A 17,012-nucleotide genomic window follows, 5' to 3' on the forward strand; every position below is an offset into this window, starting at 1 on the left:
AAAAACTTACCCTGTAATAAGGATATTATTATGATGACCTCTGTAATGACTCAGAAATTGAATACTCAGATGAATCTTGAGTTTCATGCGTCACATCTTTATATCTCTCTTGGCAACTGGTGTATGACTCGTAACCTTGCTGGCATGGGAGTGTTTCTGCGCATTCAGGCACAAAAAAGTGTGACGCGAATGATGCAACTGTTCGAATATATTAAGGCATCAGGGACCTGGCCAGTTATTACGGCGGTTGATATGGTGGACAATAATTTTGTTTCTGTTGAGGATGTTCTAAGGCAACTCATGGAAAACCAGGCCCTGCGTATCTGTGCACTGGAATGTCTGGCCGAAGAGACCACATTGGACACTAATATGGCCACTCTCGAACTCATACACAACATTCGTGCAGAGTACCAAAATAATAACGAAGAATTAAAAAACATTCTCGCTATTCAGTATTCCGCATCCGCTTCCCTCGCCTGTTAATATTTCCACGCCAGCTCTTTCTCAGGTCAGTCGATGTTTACCCCCCCGACTGACCCATTATATTGCCAGGGTATGAATTATTTGTTAATAAAAAGTATATAAGTTATTGCTTTTATTAATTTTGCTCAAATTGGATCTGGCTCTCATTGAGAGACGTTACAAAATGTAATGATCTATTCAATGTATTAATGTCCAGGACAAGGTGAGTCATGATTACCATTGAATTTATCATTATAATTCTCTGTTTATTAATAGGGACACGTTTTGGCGGGATGGGGCTGGGTTTAATCAGCGGTATTGGCCTTTTTCTCCTGAGTTTTGTATTTGGTCTGGAGCCAGGCAAGCCGCCGGTTGATGTTATGCTCACGATTCTTGCCGTTATTGGTTGCGCAGCTACGCTGCAAACCGCAGGCGGTCTGAACGTAATGATGCAATTTGCGGAGCGGTTATTACGCCGCCATCCCCAGCATATTACGCTGCTGGCCCCCTTCACCACATGGACATTGACGTTTCTCTGCGGTACCGGGCATGTGGTCTACACCATGTTTCCTATTATCGCCGACATTGCGCTTAAGAAAAATATCCGCCCGGAACGTCCGATGGCCGTGGCTTCTATTGCCTCGCAGATGGCGATTACCGCATCGCCGGTCTCCGTTGCCGTCGTGTCGCTGGTCTCCATTCTTGCCGCGCAACACGGCATTGGTCATGCCTGGAGTATCCTTGAAATACTGGCCGTCTCTGTTCCGGCCTCGCTGTTCGGGGTCGCCATCGCCGCGCTGTGGAGTCTGCGTCGTGGTAAAGATCTGGCAGACGACAAAGAATTCCAGGAAAAATTAAAAGATCCGAAACAACGTGAATTCATTTACGGCGGTAGCGAAACACTGATGAATCAGCGCTTCCCCAAAGAGGCCTACTGGTCAACGTGGATCTTTTTTGCCGGTATCCTGGTCGTGGTATTACTCGGCGCGCTCCCGCAATTGCGCCCGGCTTTCGACGTAAAAGGTAAACTTTCACCCCTGTCCATGAACCTGGTCATTCAGATGATGATGCTGATTGCCGGTGCCGTAATGCTAATGGTTTGTAAGGTCAACGCTTCTGCTATATCAGGCGGTGCGGTATTCAAAGCGGGAATGGTGGCTATTTTCTCGGTGTTTGGTGTTGCATGGATGAGTGATACTTTTTTCCAGGCACATCTGAACGAACTGAAAATGGCGCTGGAAGGGGTCGTAAAAAGCCATCCGTGGACCTATGCTATCGTGCTGTTTCTCGTCTCAAAACTGGTTAACAGCCAGGCCGCCGCACTGACCGCCGTTGCGCCAATGGGCCTGATGCTGGGGGTTGAACCCAAAATGTTGATCGCCTTCTTCCCGGCCTCGTACGGCTATTTTGTTCTGCCGACCTACCCGAGTGATCTAGCCTGTATCGGTTTTGACCGCTCAGGCACCACGCGTATCGGCAAATTTATCATTAATCACAGCTTTATTATTCCGGGTCTGATTGGCGTGAGTTGTGCCTGCGCTGCCAGCTATATGTTGGTTTCAGCCTTCTTCTGATAAGCAAAAAGCGGCGAAGATCGCCGCTTTTATCATCCTTCCGCCTTTTGTTGCGGACATAAAAAACCTGCCTCGGCAGGTTTTTTTATCATCAGAACATGGCACCCGGGGGTACATCTTTGAAGGTTTTGCAGTAGGTTTCAAAAATGCTTTTCAGGATTTTGCGCAGTTTCATGTTTTGCTCCGGCGATTTGTTATGCAGGTGTTATCGGTTGATGTGCATATAATATGACCTCCGTCACAAAAAGCAATATTTACGTGATAGAAATCACGTTTTATTTTTAAAGAAAAACAGTTTTTGTTAAAAATTAGTGTGAAATCTGCGACTTACAATCTAAAAATTTTTTGTATTTTTAAAAAATAATTGGATAAGTCAAGGAAACAGTGGCGGGTGAACACGGAAGGAAAACAGAGGCCAGCGTGTGCTGACCTCAGGGGTATCAGGCGAGGATCTCACGCACGAAAGCTTCGATGGCTTTATCCTGGCAGTTTTCAAAGAAGCACTGCTGGAAGCGCGGGCCGGAAACGGCGGTTTTCACCAGTTCCGGATCGATGGCGCGTAAGGTATCAAGGTAGTTGTCTTTGACTACCGCCGCTTTTACCTGGTTGAGAATACCGGCATTACGCACCTGCGGCTCTTTACGCTCTGGCGGATAGCCTTCACCTTTACGGCCCGTGAACGCTTTTTCAAAGATAAAGCGCACATTCAGCTCCGCGCCCCAGCCAAACCCTTTGGCGAACGGCAATGAGAGCGCGTTGCCGTTGTTAATCTGGGCAAACAGGAAAGCGTCAGCCGGATCAATACAGTAACCACAAATAACGCCAGGATGAATATTCAGGGACATCAGCGCCCCCTGCCCTGTACCGCAACCTGTCACTACAAAGTCGACCGCTTTAGCATTCAGCAGAATACTGGCCATAATACCAAGGTGGATATAGGTCAGGTGATGATCGTTTTCGTCACTCATACCCACATTGAAGACCGGAAAATCTTTTTCATCCGCAACCGCTTTCAGTTCTTTAAGGATGACGGCGTTTTTCCCTGCCTGGCTGTTTTCCATCATCAGTGCAATCTTCATCTTCATCTCCTGGTTAGTGCAACAAGTTGGCAAATTGGATCAACCTTACTACCTGATAAACGCACTTTCAAATTTAATGAAAAATAGTTTTAAAAAAGCAAATTGCGTTCACAGTTTTGCCTGAAATTAACCTGCATGTCCCGCCGTTGCGCGTAAAAAGGCCAGTTACGCAGGCTATTCTGCCGATTGCCCGGGTAATAAGTCGGTAAGATGCAACAATGCCCATATGAATCAGAGCGCTTTCATGAACAAAATCCTTGTTGCCACCTCGCTGCTACTGCTCGCCGGGTGCTCAATAACCAAAGAACCCAAAGTCAGCAATGTTGATACGACCAATGGTCTGATCCGTCTTAGCTTTAATCAGGCGATGATGCAAAACGCACACTATGACGAATACACCACGCAGGGAACCGCCAACAAACAGTGTCAACAAATGGGCTATGCGACCGCAGTGGCCTATGGTCAGCCCATTTCGACCTGTAGCCTGATCAGTGGCTCCGTCTGTATGAACACAACCATCACCATTCAGTACCAGTGCCGTGGTATGGCGCTCAACAACGTGCCGGCCGCCAGAGCCTGGTAACAATTAATGCCAGTGCTCCACCGCTGGCATTACTCTTTATTTAAATAAAAGAATAATTATCATTTCCCCGGTTATTTTCCTGCAATGCGTGTTATTCCCATTCTCATTTTTAATAAAAATTATTTTTTATTTTACCTTTTGCAAATAATTAAATAACAAATTATAGTGGCCGCTCTTTACCTCTTTTATTATTTTTCGGAGTGGCACCATGCTTAAAGCTGAAATGATTGAAAAACTCAATGAGCAGATGAACCTCGAACTTTTTTCGTCTCTGCTTTATCAACAAATGAGTGCCTGGTGCAGCTATAACAGCTTTGAAGGCGCTGCCGCATTTCTACGCCGCCATGCACAGGAAGAGATGACGCACATGCAGCGTCTGTTTGATTATCTGGCAGATACCGGCAGCTTACCGCGTATTAACACTATTCAGTCGCCGTTTGCCGAATACGCTTCGCTGGATGAACTCTTCCGTTCTACGTACGAACACGAGCAACTGATTACCCAGAAAATTAACGAACTGGCGCACGTGGCAATGACCTCGCAGGATTATCCGACGTTTAATTTCCTGCAGTGGTATGTAGCGGAACAACATGAAGAAGAAAAACTGTTTAAATCCGTTATTGATAAACTGACGCTGGCGGGTAAAAGCGGCGAAGGTCTTTATTTTATCGATAAAGAACTGTCTACTCTCGATACCGCAAATTAAGCAAACTGCGGTAATGACTCTACATTACCGCATTATTTTTTAGTGCTGGCAGATTTTACTTTCGTGGGTAGAAAACCCATTTTCCGCAGGAATAAATTTCCCACGCGATGCCAGAAACGCCACCAGCTCCGCTGCCGTCATATCCTCTGCTGAACAGGTATGAAAACGGGCATCCTGACCAAAGCGCATACAGATTGCCGCTTCCAGACTTTGCTCTGAATAACGCTCCCCTGATTCCAGCATCATATTAAGTACTTCATGACCATGAATTGACGCCATACATCCTCCGCTTAAAAGATGCATCATAGACACATCTTTATAAGGGTTTATTGCGCTGCGACAGGTTTCCCTGCATTGCGCACAACCTCCAGGCCGCCAGCCAAACGACCAAAGGCAAGCGCCTCTTTTCATGTAATTATTTATTTACACTGTTTGTAAGTCCGGTTTGACGCAGATCGGTTTTTCACATACTCTGCGCCGCATATTTGATAAAGAATGTGGTTTGAATCCAGAGGAAAGTGTGAAGAATCGAGCACTTGGCAGTGTTTTTATTGTGGCTGGTACCACTATTGGCGCAGGGATGCTGGCGATGCCGCTGGCCGCCGCCGGGGTCGGATTTAGTGTAACGCTGGTTTTACTCTTCGCCCTGTGGGGACTAATGTGTTATACCGCGCTGTTATTGCTGGAAGTCTATCAGCACGTGCCCGCCGACACAGGGCTCGGTAGTCTGGCGCGACGTTACCTGGGGCGCTACGGGCAGTGGATCACCGGCTTTAGCATGATGTTTTTGATGTATGCCCTGACGGCGGCCTATATCAGCGGCGCCGGTGAGCTGCTGGCATCCAGCCTCAGCGTATGGACTGGCATCAATGTATCGTCATCAGGCGGGGTATTTTTGTTTACCTTTGTCGCTGGTGGCGTGGTCTGTATTGGCACATCACTGGTCGATTTATTCAACCGCTTCCTGTTTAGTGCCAAGATTATTTTCCTGGTGGTAATGCTCGCGCTGCTCCTGCCACATGTCCATCAGGTGAATTTACTCACCCTACCGCTGGAAAAAGGGCTGGCCCTCTCCGCCATGCCGGTGATTTTTACCTCTTTTGGCTTTCATGGCAGTGTGCCGAGCATTGTCAGTTATATGGGCGGTAACGTTCGCAAGCTGCGCGGGATATTTATCATCGGCAGCGCGATCCCGCTGGTCGCCTATATTTTTTGGCAACTGGCGACCCTGGGCAGTATCGAGTCTTCAACCTTTATGGGGATGCTGGCTAACCATGCCGGACTGAATGGACTTCTTGAGGCGCTGCGCGAAGTGGTTGCCTCCGCGCATGTGGAACTGGCTGTTCATCTGTTTGCCGACCTGGCGCTGGCGACCTCATTTTTAGGTGTGTCGCTTGGTCTGTTTGATTATCTGGCCGACCTCTTCCAGCGCCGCAACACGGCCTTAGGACGTCTGCAAACCGGGGCGATAACCTTTTTGCCCCCGCTGGCCTTCGCCCTCTTCTACCCGCGCGGTTTCGTGATGGCGCTCGGTTATGCTGGCGTGGCGCTTGCGGTGCTGGCCCTGCTGATCCCCGCCCTGCTCGCATGGCAAAGCCGTAAGGCGCATGGACAAGCGCAATATCGTGTTATGGGCGGGAGACCTATGCTCTGCCTGGTGATGGCCTGCGGCGTGACCATTATTGCCGTACAGTTTGCGATTTCAGCAGGCTTGCTGCCGGAAGTGGGATAAGAATTCGGGCTCATCAGGAGCCCGATTTTTTAGTGCAGGCAGCAGCTTTTGAATTTCTTACCGCTGCCGCACGGGCAAGGATCGTTACGCCCTACTTTTACACCATTCACCTGCGGTTTCTGAGCAACAGCCTGTTGTGGATTCGCCGACCAGTACTCATACAGACGCAGAGCGGCAGGCCTGATAGCCTCTACGCTTTCATTGAATTCCTCTTCGGTGAATTCATCCAGTCGCTCAAAGTTTTCTTCCAGCCCGTGCAAGGCAATAATATCCAGATCGGCCTTACGCTCCTCCGGCAAGCCTGACCAGTCGGTTAGCGCCACGCCGCGCATATAGCCAAAACACCACTCTTCAACCACCGTGTAGCTCTTACCGTCCACTTCGTTGTAACCAAAGACGGGTTCAAACTGATCCGGGTAATCACTCAGGCGCTCGGCAATATCGTTCAAATGTTTAAAGCAGAGATCGATAAAACGATTCATTTCACGATCGTTTTTCCAGCGCGGAATGTTCTTTTCGCCGCCCCATACGGCCACCAGCCAGCGATCCGGCTCGACAACCACCGGGCCGGACAATACGGCGGTCAACATACCATCCAGCTCCGCCACATCGAGTACGGACTCATCGTTGTGGCCATAAGCGACCAATGTCTCTTCCAGCCACTGCAATTCATTTTCATTTAACGGGCCTTCGGTCATTTACGACTCTCCTGATGGCATAAGGGATAAAAAAGAAGGGTATCACAGAAACGATAAGCGTAAAAAAGCCGGGACAAGCCCGGCTATTTATAATAAGGATTCTGGCGTCAATTTTTCGTTGCGCTGAACAGCCTTTTAATTGATGACCGTATGCAAAATCACCGCTTTAGTGTCAGGGTCGATAAGCTGTACATCATCTTTTACCAGCGTTGCCTCAATGGTATTACGATCGCCATTAATGCTGTCAATATGAATGAAATATTTCGCTGCGGTGCTGACATTTTTGCCTTTGCCTTTGAAATCAGCGAACTTCGCAGAGATCTCACGGGCCTGATCGTCAGGAACCAGCACTGTGCAGCCACGGACAGTCTTATCGACAGATAACGATACGCCCCGTTCGTTGACGGTGATGCCACCGTTCATGTTGCAAAGGAAGTTATGATATTCATAGCCTTTCTTTGCAAAGTCATAGCTGCTATCGGTAAGGGTAAAGATCCCCATGTCGTTAATTTTGATCGCGTTTTCACCCGACGCTGTTTTCAGCTTCAGGAAGTCCTCATCATGATAAGAACCATCGGTGGTGGAATAAATGACGATATTTTTGATGTCTTTATATTGCGCAATTTTTGCTTTAATTTGCGGCAGTTCTTCTTTTTTGATGTCTTCTTTCGCAAATGAATCGCTGGTGTTGTTCCATTTGTTGCTAAAGAGTCCCATCAGTTCATCATCGTTAAACTGGCGCGGTGTCTGGGCAAAATAGATATAAAAGAGATCTTTTGTAGAAATCGGCTGGTATTCGCTGTCGGCAACGTTTTTCAGCGCCTGATCTCTTGCATTTAATTCTGCTTCATATTTATCACGCCACGCCTTTTGGCCCGCAGTCGGCTCGACTTTGCTCTGCTTCATGTCGGTCAGCGCGAATTTCCCTTCGGTGATAATTTTCTTGTCAGCCTTAGTGATGGTATAGGAGACCGGCGTTGAGAAGGCTTTACCGTAAATCTCATCACTGCTGAAATCAGCCTGGGCACTACAGGTCAGGCTGTCCTGGCCTGTTGCAGAAAGCGTCGGGTTACTTATTTTCAGAACGTCTGTCTGACCAAAGCCTTTATTGAAGATATCAGCGGAATAGAGAAAACTGTCATCAATACGACTTTTTCTTCTCAGGTCCGAATCAGTAATGCTTTTGGTCGAGTCAACGTTACGATCGCTAAAAGGATAATAGTTAAAGGGATGTTGGGTTAAAAACTCACTGGTGCCCGCTTTGAAGTTGTTCGTTAATTGCTCAATTGCCTGTGGCGACTTACATAAAGTCTGAGCTTCTTCACTTGTCAGTTCAGAAATTTTTTTATCTTCAACCGCTTTATCGCAGCCAACCAATACGACTGACAGCCCTAAAATACATACAATCCCGCGCATAATTCCCTCTTAAAATAATGGCACTTTTGCTTTATGTTCCGCATTTATCAGCATCACCTAAAAACAATCAGTGGCAGCGTCCAGTCCGCAGAAGTTGTCACATTCAGGTCAGGCGAAATAGCCAACGGCAATGTTGATAATTAAAAAACGGCGCGTAACACTAACAGGATTATCAGACGACATGTACCCACCTGTTTTAGTACACGTGAAACCCGTTAATGATTTTATTTAAAGCAAAAAAAAGCCCGGTTTCCCGGGCCCTTGTCATGCGCTAAAAAGGCTTAGTAGTAGGCTTTCAGCGTTCTCTGGCAGAGTGCGGAGCGGACGCAATCGTCTGTGGTGAAACGCACCACCCCTACCATCTCATCTTCCTCAAAACGCGACAGCGCATCGCTCAGACCGGACTGCACCCCGCGGGGCAAATCACACTGAGTCACATCACCGTTGACGATTACCGTCACATTTTCCCCGAGGCGCGTTAAGAACATTTTCATTTGCGCAGCGGTCACATTCTGAGCCTCGTCAAGAATGACAACCGCATTTTCAAAGGTACGTCCGCGCATATAGGCGAACGGCGCGATCTCTACCTTACCAATCTCTGGTCGCAGGCAGTATTGCATGAAGGACGCACCCAGCCTTTTCACCAGCACATCATAGACGGGCCGGAAATAAGGGGCGAACTTCTCCGAAATATCACCAGGTAAGAAGCCGAGATCTTCGTCGGCCTGCAGAACCGGTCGGGTTACAATAATCCTGTCCACATCCTTATGAATCAGGGCTTCCGCCGCTTTCGCCGCGCTGATCCATGTTTTACCGCAGCCGGCTTCCCCGGTCGCGAATATCAGTTGTTTACTCTCGATAGCATTCAGGTACTGCGCCTGAGCTTCATTACGCGCAACAATCGGTGAATTATCACGGCTATCCCTTGCCATTCCAATTGCTTCAACGCCACTCATCTGCACAAGCGAGGTGACCGACTCTTCTTCACGCTGTTTGTGACTGCGCGAATCGCGTCTCAGCACACGTTTAGCTTCACGACGAGCTTTGATCACTGCTTTCTGTCTTCCCATGGATAGCACCTTGAGTTGTTGGTTTACATCACACGCACCAAAATCGGCACGATTATGCGCACGAACGTCTGAGGTTTGGCTTCCTTTTAAGCCATGTCTTGCCTTTGAAATTGACATAACAAAGCAGCCGTCATCAGCGCTTGCCATGTCGGTTAAATCAGAAACAGGAATGAAGGAGAGAAATTCAGAGGTGAAGCGTTTACTGCCGGAGTGTGCATCCCCGAGCCGGGTGTTGCGCTGTTTGTTGGTGTTACGTCCAGTTGTGGACTTTACCATCCGCGATCTCCAGGTGACGACATCACCGCAGGGCAGTAATTCTATGTAATAAGTACATCAGGAATTATCATAAACGCAACATTATTTTCACCAAAAGGTAACGAGCGTTTACCCTGCGCTATGGAAAAGAGTGTCTACGAAGAATATTACAGAAAAATAACAGATACTTTCTAATACGAAAAATCGATATTTTGATGGCAGAAAAAGTGTGAACGGATGCTACAGATAAGAGATTATCCTGCCTGGCTTCAGGCAGGATTCTTTTTCAGGCTTCGAGCAGTGCTTGCCCGAGATACTGGTTTTGGTCTTTAACCCCTGGCAGCACGAAGAAGTAGCCGCCGCCGATGGGCTTAATATACTCCTCCAGCGCTTCGCCATTGAGACGTTTTTGCACGGTCAGAAAACCCTTCTCCAGGTCGTGCTGATAGCAGACAAACAGGAGTCCCATATCAAGCTGCCCGGCATTGGTGACACCCAGGGAATAGCTATAACCCCGGCGCATCATCAGGCTCGACTGCGTCTCTGGCGTACGCGGATTTGCCAGACGAATATGGCTGTCCAGGGCAATCACATCGCCACCGGGGTCGCTGGCGTAATCGGGGACATCATGCTCGTTGTGCATCCCCAGCGGCGCGCCGGTTTGCTTATCGCGACCAAAGATAGTCTGCTGCTCTTTGAGTGGCGTACGATCCCAAAACTCCACGTGAAACTGAATGATACGCACGGCCTGATAGCTACCGCCCACAGCCCATGCAGGCTCCGCCTGATCGCTTGTTACCCACACAACCTTCTCCATCAGCGCGTTATCATTGCTGTCCGGGTTTGCCGTACCATCCTTAAAGCCCAACAGGTTTACCGGCGTCTCCTTTCCTTTACTGCGCGCGGCGTGGTCGGAGATAAACCCTTCTCGTTTCCAGCGAACGCTCAGTAAATCTGGCGTGTGTTTGATCAAATCGCGCAGAGCATGAATCACTGTGTCCTGGGTATTGGCGCAGATTTGTACCAGCAGGTCACCGTGGCTTAATGAAGAGACCAGCGCATCGTTGGGAAAGCGCTCCATCTTTTGCAATTTTTTCGGCTTTTGCGCACGCAGGCCAAAGCGGTCATCGAACAGAGAGTCGCCCAACGAAACCGTGATGGTCAGATTATCCGGTGCGATAAACGGCCCGAGAATACCGGAATCCATCGGCGGCAGGCGCGGATTGGGGGTTTCCGGCGCCGGCCCCCCTTCTGTCAGAAAAGCGATACGCTGCGTTAACAGACGAAACAGACGCTGCAAATCGGCTTTGTCGGACGCCAGTACATCAAACGCCACCAGCATCATCGACGCCTGTTGCGGCGTCAAAATCCCGGCCTGATGCTCACCATAAAAGGGCTGCTTTTCCATGCGCGCATTCGGCGAGAGTGTGCCTGGCGCACTTTGCGGTTTGGCCGCATGCGCCACCGGGCATCCTCCGGCCAGGGCAAGGGCGCCTCCCAGCGCGCCCATACCTTTTAATAAACGGCGACGCGAAGGCTCGCTAACGCCGTACTCTTCTTTGTCATTCATGATAGTTAGTCCAGACCGAGCACACCGCGCAGTTGAGCGAGATCTTCCGCCAGCGTCGTGATTGGCCCTTTAAGCGCGTTACGGTCAGCATCCGTCAGCTTGTCATAGGTCTCGTAGCCGTCTTTGGTACGGTATTTCGCCAGAATAGCGTCGACTTTCTTAAAGTTCGCATCCACTTTACCGAGCAGTTCGGCGTTGTTTTTCTGCAACTGCGGACGCAGCAGGTTGACAATTTTCTGTGCGCCATCGACGTTAGCCTGGAAATCCCACAGATCGGTATGGCTGTAGCGGTCTTCTTCACCGCTGATTTTGGTCGCTGCGACCTCTTCAATCAGACCCGCAGCGCCACCCACCACTTTTGACGGCGGGAAAGCCAGCTCGCTGATGCGTTTTTGCAGATCCTGCACGTCGGTGTAGAGCTGGTCAGCATAGGTGTCCATGCCTTTCACCGAGTTGTCGCCAAACAGGGCTTTTTCCAGACGGTGGAAACCGGTGAATTTCGGATCGTCCGCCTTCTTCTCGTAGTCATCTTCGCGGGCATCAATACTGCCGTCCAGGTCGGAGAACAGCTCAGCAATCGGTTCAATACGCTCATAGTGCTGGCGCGTCGGCGCATACAGCGATTTCGCTTTTTCGATATCGCCCGCTTTCACCGCATCGGTAAAGGCTTTTGTCCCTTTGACCAGTTCGGCTGTCTCGGCCGTCACGTAGGCTTTATAGTCGGTGATAGCAGTGCCAAGGCTCAGCAGCGCTTCGCTTTTTGCCGCATCCGCCGTCGCCTGGCCTTTAACGATGAGTTTGCCTTTCGGGTTGGTAAGCAGGCCGCAGGTCATGTCATATTCACCCGGCTGCAGGTTAGCGGTCAGCTTCTGGCTAAAGCCCGGCGCAATGTTTTCGCGCTCTTCAACCACCAGCACCCCTTTGAGGATTTCCCACTCCAGCGCCTTCTGACTCTGGTTGACGATGAGGAACTGCGTTTTACCCGCGTTTACCGTCAGATTCATCGGCTCACACTGCTTGTCCGTGACGGTCACTTTTACCTGAGGGACATCCGCTGCATGGGCAGCAAACGCGCAAGAAAGCAGCGTTGCGATCCCTGCCTGTAACGCACTACGACGAAAATGAATTGCCATGACCCCTTCCCTTCTTAAAGTATGTTGTAACTATAATTCACCCGGTACAGCGATTATTGTGCAGCTCTGGAAGGCTGCGAGCCTGAGCGCGATGGCATGACATACAGCACCAGCGCAGGAATTAAGTAGAGGAACCAGACGCCAACTTCGCTGACGCTCGGTGTCTCCTGATAGCCGAAAATACCTTCCAGCAGCGTGCCCGTCAGGGAGTGCGTAGTCAGCACGTTACTCAGATCGAACGCCACATCCTGGAAGTGGTTCCACAGTCCGGCCTCATGAAAGGCGCGAATCGCCCCTGCCGCCAGACCTGCCGCAACCAGCAAAATAAACAGGCTGGTCCATTTGAAGAACGCACCAAGGTTCAGACGAATGCCGCCCCAGTAGAGCAGGAAGCCGAGTACCACGGCAGTAACCAGCCCAAGCACCGCGCCCACAGGCGGCCAGATCCCCACATCTTGCTGGAAGGCCGCCAGCAGAAAGAAGACCGATTCCAGCCCTTCGCGCGCCACGGCGAAGAAGACCATCATGATCAGCGCCCAGCCATGGTTGTTTCGGCTGGCGAGGGCGTTATCTACCGCCTGCTCCAGTTGCACTTTGACGTTGCGGGAGACTTTGCGCATCCAGAAGACCATCCATGTCAGGATCACCACGGCAATCACCGCGACAATACCTTCAAACAGCTCCTGCTCTTTCTGCGGGAACTCACCGGTGGTTTCGTTAATGATGATGCCGAGCGCCAGACATAGCGCCGCGGCGAGGAATACGCCTATCCACATCACGCCAATCCAGCGTCCGCGCTGAGTGCGCTTAAGGTAACTGGCAATCAAACTTACGATCAGTGCCGCTTCGAGGCCTTCACGTAACATAATGAGAAATGGAACAAACATGCGGACGCCTCTGCTGTCATCAATGGTCAATTGCTGAAAAGAAAAGTAAATTTCTTTGATAGTGATTATCATTACGGAAAAAAGAAACTCAAGCGAAAATTAATCTGAATAATGAAAGGATGTAACCGGATAGCTGGCTAAGGCTAATCGAAACGGCTGTTATGCAGAATCAGAAGGTATATGGCAAAAAGTTAGCTTACAAATCATTAACTTTTTGTTTACTGAGTATACGGGCTGTGGCTAAATGAGCGCCCCAATTACCTGCACAATTTTCGACATGATCAACTTCCTACATTTTCTGCTGGCGCTGGTCGTCATTCTGGCTCTGGCATGGCTCACCAGCTTTGACCGCCGCAAAGTTCGCGTGCGCTTTATTCTGCAATTAGTGGTTATTGAACTGGCGCTGGCATGGTTCTTTTTGCATGCGCAAAGCGGACAGACGCTTATTAAATATGTCTCTGGCTTTTTTGAAACACTGCTCAAATTTGCAGGTGAAGGCACCGGTTTTGTCTTTGGCGGGATGAGTGAAAAAGGGCTGGCGTTTATTTTCCTCGGCGTTCTGTGCCCTATCGTTTTTATTTCCGCGCTGATCGGTATTTTGCAGCACTGGCGTATTCTGCCGATTTTTATTCGCCTTATCGGCACACTGCTGTCAAAACTCAACGGCATGGGCAAGCTGGAGTCGTTTAACGCAGTCAGCTCGCTGATCCTTGGCCAGTCGGAAAACTTCATTGCCTACAAAGGGATTCTGGCCGACCTGTCCTCACGTCGTCTGTTCACTATGGCCGCAACCGCGATGTCGACGGTATCGCTGTCGATTGTCGGCGCCTATATGACGATGCTGGATGCAAAATATGTGGTGGCGGCGTTAATCCTTAATATGTTCAGCACCTTTATTATCCTGTCAGTCATTAACCCGACGCGCCCGGAAGCCGAACCGGAAATTAAGCTGGAAAAACTCCACGAATCACAAAGTTTCTTTGAGATGCTGGGGGAATATATTCTGGCCGGTTTCAAAGTGGCGATGATTATCCTGGCCATGCTGATTGGTTTTATTGCCCTGATTAGCGCGGTCAATGCTCTCTTCTCTGCCCTGTTTGGCATCAGCTTCCAGCAAATTCTTGGTTATGTGTTCTATCCGCTGGCGTGGCTGGTCGGCATTCCGCTTTCGGATGCCCTGCATGCGGGCAGCATTATGGCGACCAAACTGGTGGCTAACGAGTTTGTGGCGATGATCGAACTGCAGAAAGTTGCCGCTGAAATGACGCCGCGCGGGCTTGGGATCCTCTCCGTCTTCCTGGTGTCGTTCGCCAACTTCGCCTCAATCGGCATCGTGGCGGGCGCCATTAAAGGGCTTAACGAGCAGCAGGGGAATGTCGTGTCACGCTTCGGTTTGCGCCTGGTCTATGGTGCAACGCTGGTAAGCCTGCTTTCCGCCGCTTTTGCAGGCGTTGTACTTTAATCCTCACGGCGGGCTTCACGCCCGCCGTTTTTTTATCAGAACTGTACGCAAACCGGTTGATCTACGCGCATCACAGACTCCTGACCGAAACGGGTTTTGTAGAGCGTGCGCAGCGTTTCGATATTGCTTTCACTTCCGGCATCTTTCCCGTGGATCAGCATTAACGCTTTGCTCGCTTCCTTCGCCACTTTGCCGTCGTTACCCAGCCATTGTCCGCGCGCGTCAAACACCGTCAGGCCATCACGAAAGCGCGGCGTCACGTCCGTATCGACAAACTGCTGCCACTCCTGTGCGGTGACATCTTTCCCTGCCGGGCGGCTTAAGCCGAAATAGAGCGTGGTTTGTTGCATCTGATTGTCGGCTTTGCAGCTCTGGGCCGGCTGCTGCGCCTGTTTTGCTGGCTGTGCGACGCAGCCTGCCAGTAAACCCGCGAACGCCAGTGCAGTAACCCCTGTCTTTATCTTCATCTTCATCTTGCTATCCTCATTGTTATAAGCAATGTGATAAGAGCGTAAATGCACTGTTATATCAAGAAAAAACCCGCCGAAGCGGGTTTAGCAAGAGGGATCAGTCGGCCTGCAAGCGCGTCGGTGGCGCAGAGTGATAATGTGCGTCTGCTTCGGCGAAGCGGTCTTGCATTGCGCGAGACGGTGCTTTACCCAGCAGGCTGAATATCACAATGCCAAGGCTACCGAACACAAAGCCCGGAATGATCTCATACAGCCCCAGCCAGGCGAACTGCTTCCAGACGATAACGGTGACCGCACCGATAACCATCCCGGCCAGCGCGCCGTTGCGGGTCATTTTTGACCACATGACCGAGAACAGCACAACCGGGCCAAACGCCGCGCCAAAGCCTGCCCATGCGTAGCTGACCAGACCCAGCACGCGGTTTTCCGGGTTCGCCGCCAGCGCAATGGATACCAGCGCCACCAGCAGCACCATCACGCGGCCAACCCAGACCAGTTCGATCTGTCCGGCGTTTTTACGCAGGAACGCTTTGTAGAAATCTTCGGTCAGTGCGCTGGAGCACACCAGCAACTGGCAGCTCAGGGTGGACATTACCGCCGCCAGAATCGCTGACAGCAGCACCCCGGCAATCCACGGATTAAACAGAATCTGTGCCAGTTCAATGAATACGCGTTCTGCGTTCTGATTGACCGCGCCAGCCTGTTCAGGGTGGTTATTAAAATAGGCAATCCCGAAGAAGCCCACGGCAACGGCTCCGGCAAGGCACAGGACCATCCAGGTCATGCTGATACGGCGGGCATGGACGATGCTGTGGTGGGAATCCGCCGCCATAAAGCGCGCCAGGATATGCGGCTGACCGAAATATCCCAGCCCCCAGCCCATCAACGAAATAATGGCAACGAAGTTCAGCCCTTTCAGCATGTCGATATTTTCGATGCTTTTCTGCTTGATAACTTCCAGCGAATCCGCAAGGCCGCCCACGGAGAGGATCACAATCACCGGGGTCAGGATCAGGGCGAAAATCATCAGACTCGCCTGTACGGTATCGGTCCAGCTTACCGCCAGGAAACCGCCGATAAAGGTATAGATGATGGTTGCCGCCGCACCCGCCCATAGCGCGTGCTCATATGTCATGCCGAAGGTACTTTCAAACAGACGCGCGCCCGCCACGATGCCGGAGGCACAGTAAATAGTGAAGAACACCAGAATGACGACCGCCGAAATAATACGCAGCAGGCGGCTTTTATCTTCAAAACGGCCGGTAAAATAGTCCGGCAGCGTCAGGGCGTTATTGTTGACCTCGGTATGCACGCGCAAGCGCCCTGCGACCAGTTTCCAGTTGACCCACGCGCCAAGCGTCAGGCCAATGGCGATCCAGCTTTCTGAAATACCCGAGATAAAAATGGCGCCGGGCAGCCCCATCAGCAACCAGCCGCTCATGTCCGATGCCCCTGCGGATAACGCAGTCACTAACGGGCCCAGACTACGACCACCTAAAATATAGTCATCAAAGTTTTTTGTTGAACGCCAGGCAAAGAACCCGATGAGAATCATGCCAAAGATATAAATGAAAAAGGTCACCAGCAGCGGTGTGCTAATTGCCATCAATAAAAGTCTCCAGGATTTACCCGTTATCTTCACCACCGGAACGGGGTAGCGATGTGATTGTTGTTATGAAGCGACCGTATCCTGCCGGAAGCCCCGGTTATTCACAAATGATTTAACACAGCATTTACATTAATTTCATCCCGAAACCGTCATTATTTTCCATCAGGTTGCACCATGTCACACTTTCAAAGGTTGCACCTTAAAAAAGTGTTATCTACCGCAAACTAACTCGCTTTTAACCGTAATTCAGTATGCCAATTCCAGTTACATACAATTAACTTATCGTTCAATATTGACCTTGTTAAC

General features: G+C 50.3%; 17 protein-coding genes. 6 read left to right on the plus strand and 11 right to left on the minus strand.

Annotated features, from left to right (window positions below; all coding sequences use genetic code 11):
- The first annotated feature begins 30 nt into the window (after positions 1 to 30).
- Positions 31 to 483 (plus strand): ferritin-like domain-containing protein, encoded by a 453-nt coding sequence (locus tag ACS0RQ_RS17145; RefSeq protein ID WP_271850880.1) that lies wholly within the window; start codon positions 31 to 33, stop codon positions 481 to 483.
- 209 nt (positions 484 to 692) lie between these two features.
- Positions 693 to 2,036 carry an anaerobic C4-dicarboxylate transporter gene (locus ACS0RQ_RS17150; RefSeq protein ID WP_079496746.1) on the plus strand — a complete coding sequence of 448 codons (1,344 nt, stop codon included), beginning with the start codon at positions 693 to 695 and terminating at the stop codon, positions 2,034 to 2,036.
- A gap of 91 nt (positions 2,037 to 2,127) precedes the next feature.
- Here the strand turns inward: ACS0RQ_RS17150 and azuC are convergent, their stop codons facing one another.
- Together azuC and ACS0RQ_RS17160 are read right to left on the minus strand one after the other, a co-directional pair.
- Positions 2,128 to 2,211, minus strand: a complete 84-nt coding sequence (azuC, locus tag ACS0RQ_RS17155) for a stress response protein AzuC (RefSeq protein WP_088218881.1) — start codon at positions 2,209 to 2,211, stop codon at positions 2,128 to 2,130.
- A 265-nt stretch (positions 2,212 to 2,476) separates the two neighbouring features.
- Positions 2,477 to 3,115 (minus strand): RpiB/LacA/LacB family sugar-phosphate isomerase, encoded by a 639-nt coding sequence (locus tag ACS0RQ_RS17160; RefSeq protein WP_271850879.1) that lies wholly within the window; start codon positions 3,113 to 3,115, stop codon positions 2,477 to 2,479.
- Positions 3,116 to 3,359: 244 nt separating this feature from the next.
- Here ACS0RQ_RS17160 and yecR point away from each other — a divergent pair, with 244 nt between their 5' ends.
- The gene (gene yecR, locus ACS0RQ_RS17165; protein ID WP_271850878.1) at positions 3,360 to 3,698 is read left to right on the plus strand and encodes a YecR family lipoprotein; all 339 of its coding nucleotides are present in this window, start codon (positions 3,360 to 3,362) and stop codon (positions 3,696 to 3,698) included.
- Positions 3,699 to 3,906: 208 nt separating this feature from the next.
- A complete protein-coding gene (gene ftnA, locus ACS0RQ_RS17170) occupies positions 3,907 to 4,404 on the plus strand; it encodes a non-heme ferritin (RefSeq protein ID WP_271850877.1) in 498 nt (165 codons plus the stop codon).
- A 39-nt stretch (positions 4,405 to 4,443) separates the two neighbouring features.
- Here the strand turns inward: ftnA and ACS0RQ_RS17175 are convergent, their stop codons facing one another.
- Complete coding sequence (locus ACS0RQ_RS17175; protein ID WP_271850876.1) at positions 4,444 to 4,683, minus strand: YecH family metal-binding protein; 240 nt, start codon at positions 4,681 to 4,683, stop codon at positions 4,444 to 4,446.
- Positions 4,684 to 4,924: 241 nt separating this feature from the next.
- On the opposite strand from ACS0RQ_RS17175, the gene tyrP reads away from it, so the two are divergent.
- Positions 4,925 to 6,136: a tyrosine transporter TyrP gene (tyrP, locus tag ACS0RQ_RS17180; protein ID WP_271850875.1), complete on the plus strand. Its 1,212-nt coding sequence runs from the start codon at positions 4,925 to 4,927 to the stop codon at positions 6,134 to 6,136.
- Between the two features lie 29 nt (positions 6,137 to 6,165).
- On the opposite strand, the gene ACS0RQ_RS17185 is transcribed toward tyrP, so the two are convergent.
- The 6 genes from ACS0RQ_RS17185 to efeU form a co-directional block, all read right to left on the minus strand.
- Entirely contained in the window at positions 6,166 to 6,834 is a 669-nt protein-coding gene (locus tag ACS0RQ_RS17185) for a YecA/YgfB family protein (protein ID WP_271850874.1), read from the minus strand.
- 135 nt (positions 6,835 to 6,969) lie between these two features.
- Positions 6,970 to 8,250: a hypothetical protein gene (locus tag ACS0RQ_RS17190; protein ID WP_271850873.1), complete on the minus strand. Its 1,281-nt coding sequence runs from the start codon at positions 8,248 to 8,250 to the stop codon at positions 6,970 to 6,972.
- Positions 8,251 to 8,531: 281 nt separating this feature from the next.
- The gene (gene phoH / locus ACS0RQ_RS17195; RefSeq protein ID WP_039078777.1) at positions 8,532 to 9,320 is read right to left on the minus strand and encodes a phosphate starvation-inducible protein PhoH; all 789 of its coding nucleotides are present in this window, start codon (positions 9,318 to 9,320) and stop codon (positions 8,532 to 8,534) included.
- Positions 9,321 to 9,861: 541 nt separating this feature from the next.
- A complete protein-coding gene (gene efeB, locus ACS0RQ_RS17200; protein WP_271850872.1) occupies positions 9,862 to 11,145 on the minus strand; it encodes an iron uptake transporter deferrochelatase/peroxidase subunit in 1,284 nt (427 codons plus the stop codon).
- A 5-nt stretch (positions 11,146 to 11,150) separates the two neighbouring features.
- A complete protein-coding gene (gene efeO, locus ACS0RQ_RS17205; RefSeq protein WP_271850871.1) occupies positions 11,151 to 12,278 on the minus strand; it encodes an iron uptake system protein EfeO in 1,128 nt (375 codons plus the stop codon).
- Positions 12,279 to 12,331: 53 nt separating this feature from the next.
- Complete coding sequence (gene efeU / locus ACS0RQ_RS17210; RefSeq protein ID WP_271850870.1) at positions 12,332 to 13,165, minus strand: iron uptake transporter permease EfeU; 834 nt, start codon at positions 13,163 to 13,165, stop codon at positions 12,332 to 12,334.
- 277 nt (positions 13,166 to 13,442) lie between these two features.
- Here efeU and ACS0RQ_RS17215 point away from each other — a divergent pair, with 277 nt between their 5' ends.
- On the plus strand, positions 13,443 to 14,627 hold the full coding sequence (locus tag ACS0RQ_RS17215; protein WP_271850908.1) for a NupC/NupG family nucleoside CNT transporter: 1,185 nt from the start codon (positions 13,443 to 13,445) through the stop codon (positions 14,625 to 14,627).
- Positions 14,628 to 14,662: 35 nt separating this feature from the next.
- Here the strand turns inward: ACS0RQ_RS17215 and ACS0RQ_RS17220 are convergent, their stop codons facing one another.
- A complete protein-coding gene (locus ACS0RQ_RS17220) occupies positions 14,663 to 15,094 on the minus strand; it encodes a DUF3574 domain-containing protein (RefSeq protein WP_108701624.1) in 432 nt (143 codons plus the stop codon).
- 100 nt (positions 15,095 to 15,194) lie between these two features.
- Complete coding sequence (gene putP / locus ACS0RQ_RS17225; protein ID WP_271850869.1) at positions 15,195 to 16,703, minus strand: sodium/proline symporter PutP; 1,509 nt, start codon at positions 16,701 to 16,703, stop codon at positions 15,195 to 15,197.
- Positions 16,704 to 17,012: the final 309 nt, after the last annotated feature.

This window comes from Phytobacter diazotrophicus (assembly GCF_052061655.1).
GTDB lineage: Bacteria > Pseudomonadota > Gammaproteobacteria > Enterobacterales > Enterobacteriaceae > Phytobacter > Phytobacter diazotrophicus.

Excerpts from the sequence above, each read along its gene's own strand:
- ACS0RQ_RS17145 (WP_271850880.1), top strand. The coding sequence starts at position 31 with ATGATGACCTCTGTAATGACTCAGAAATTGAATACTCAGATGAATCTT.
- ACS0RQ_RS17150 (WP_079496746.1), top strand. The coding sequence starts at position 693 with ATGATTACCATTGAATTTATCATTATAATTCTCTGTTTATTAATAGGG.
- azuC (WP_088218881.1), bottom strand. The coding sequence starts at position 2,211 with ATGAAACTGCGCAAAATCCTGAAAAGCATTTTTGAAACCTACTGCAAA.
- ACS0RQ_RS17160 (WP_271850879.1), bottom strand. The coding sequence starts at position 3,115 with ATGAAGATTGCACTGATGATGGAAAACAGCCAGGCAGGGAAAAACGCC.
- yecR (WP_271850878.1), top strand. The coding sequence starts at position 3,360 with ATGAACAAAATCCTTGTTGCCACCTCGCTGCTACTGCTCGCCGGGTGC.
- ftnA (WP_271850877.1), top strand. The coding sequence starts at position 3,907 with ATGCTTAAAGCTGAAATGATTGAAAAACTCAATGAGCAGATGAACCTC.
- ACS0RQ_RS17175 (WP_271850876.1), bottom strand. The coding sequence starts at position 4,683 with ATGGCGTCAATTCATGGTCATGAAGTACTTAATATGATGCTGGAATCA.
- ACS0RQ_RS17185 (WP_271850874.1), bottom strand. The coding sequence starts at position 6,834 with ATGACCGAAGGCCCGTTAAATGAAAATGAATTGCAGTGGCTGGAAGAG.
- ACS0RQ_RS17190 (WP_271850873.1), bottom strand. The coding sequence starts at position 8,250 with ATGCGCGGGATTGTATGTATTTTAGGGCTGTCAGTCGTATTGGTTGGC.
- phoH (WP_039078777.1), bottom strand. The coding sequence starts at position 9,320 with ATGGGAAGACAGAAAGCAGTGATCAAAGCTCGTCGTGAAGCTAAACGT.
- efeB (WP_271850872.1), bottom strand. The coding sequence starts at position 11,145 with ATGAATGACAAAGAAGAGTACGGCGTTAGCGAGCCTTCGCGTCGCCGT.
- efeO (WP_271850871.1), bottom strand. The coding sequence starts at position 12,278 with ATGGCAATTCATTTTCGTCGTAGTGCGTTACAGGCAGGGATCGCAACG.
- efeU (WP_271850870.1), bottom strand. The coding sequence starts at position 13,165 with ATGTTTGTTCCATTTCTCATTATGTTACGTGAAGGCCTCGAAGCGGCA.
- ACS0RQ_RS17215 (WP_271850908.1), top strand. The coding sequence starts at position 13,443 with ATGATCAACTTCCTACATTTTCTGCTGGCGCTGGTCGTCATTCTGGCT.
- ACS0RQ_RS17220 (WP_108701624.1), bottom strand. The coding sequence starts at position 15,094 with ATGAAGATAAAGACAGGGGTTACTGCACTGGCGTTCGCGGGTTTACTG.
- putP (WP_271850869.1), bottom strand. The coding sequence starts at position 16,703 with ATGGCAATTAGCACACCGCTGCTGGTGACCTTTTTCATTTATATCTTT.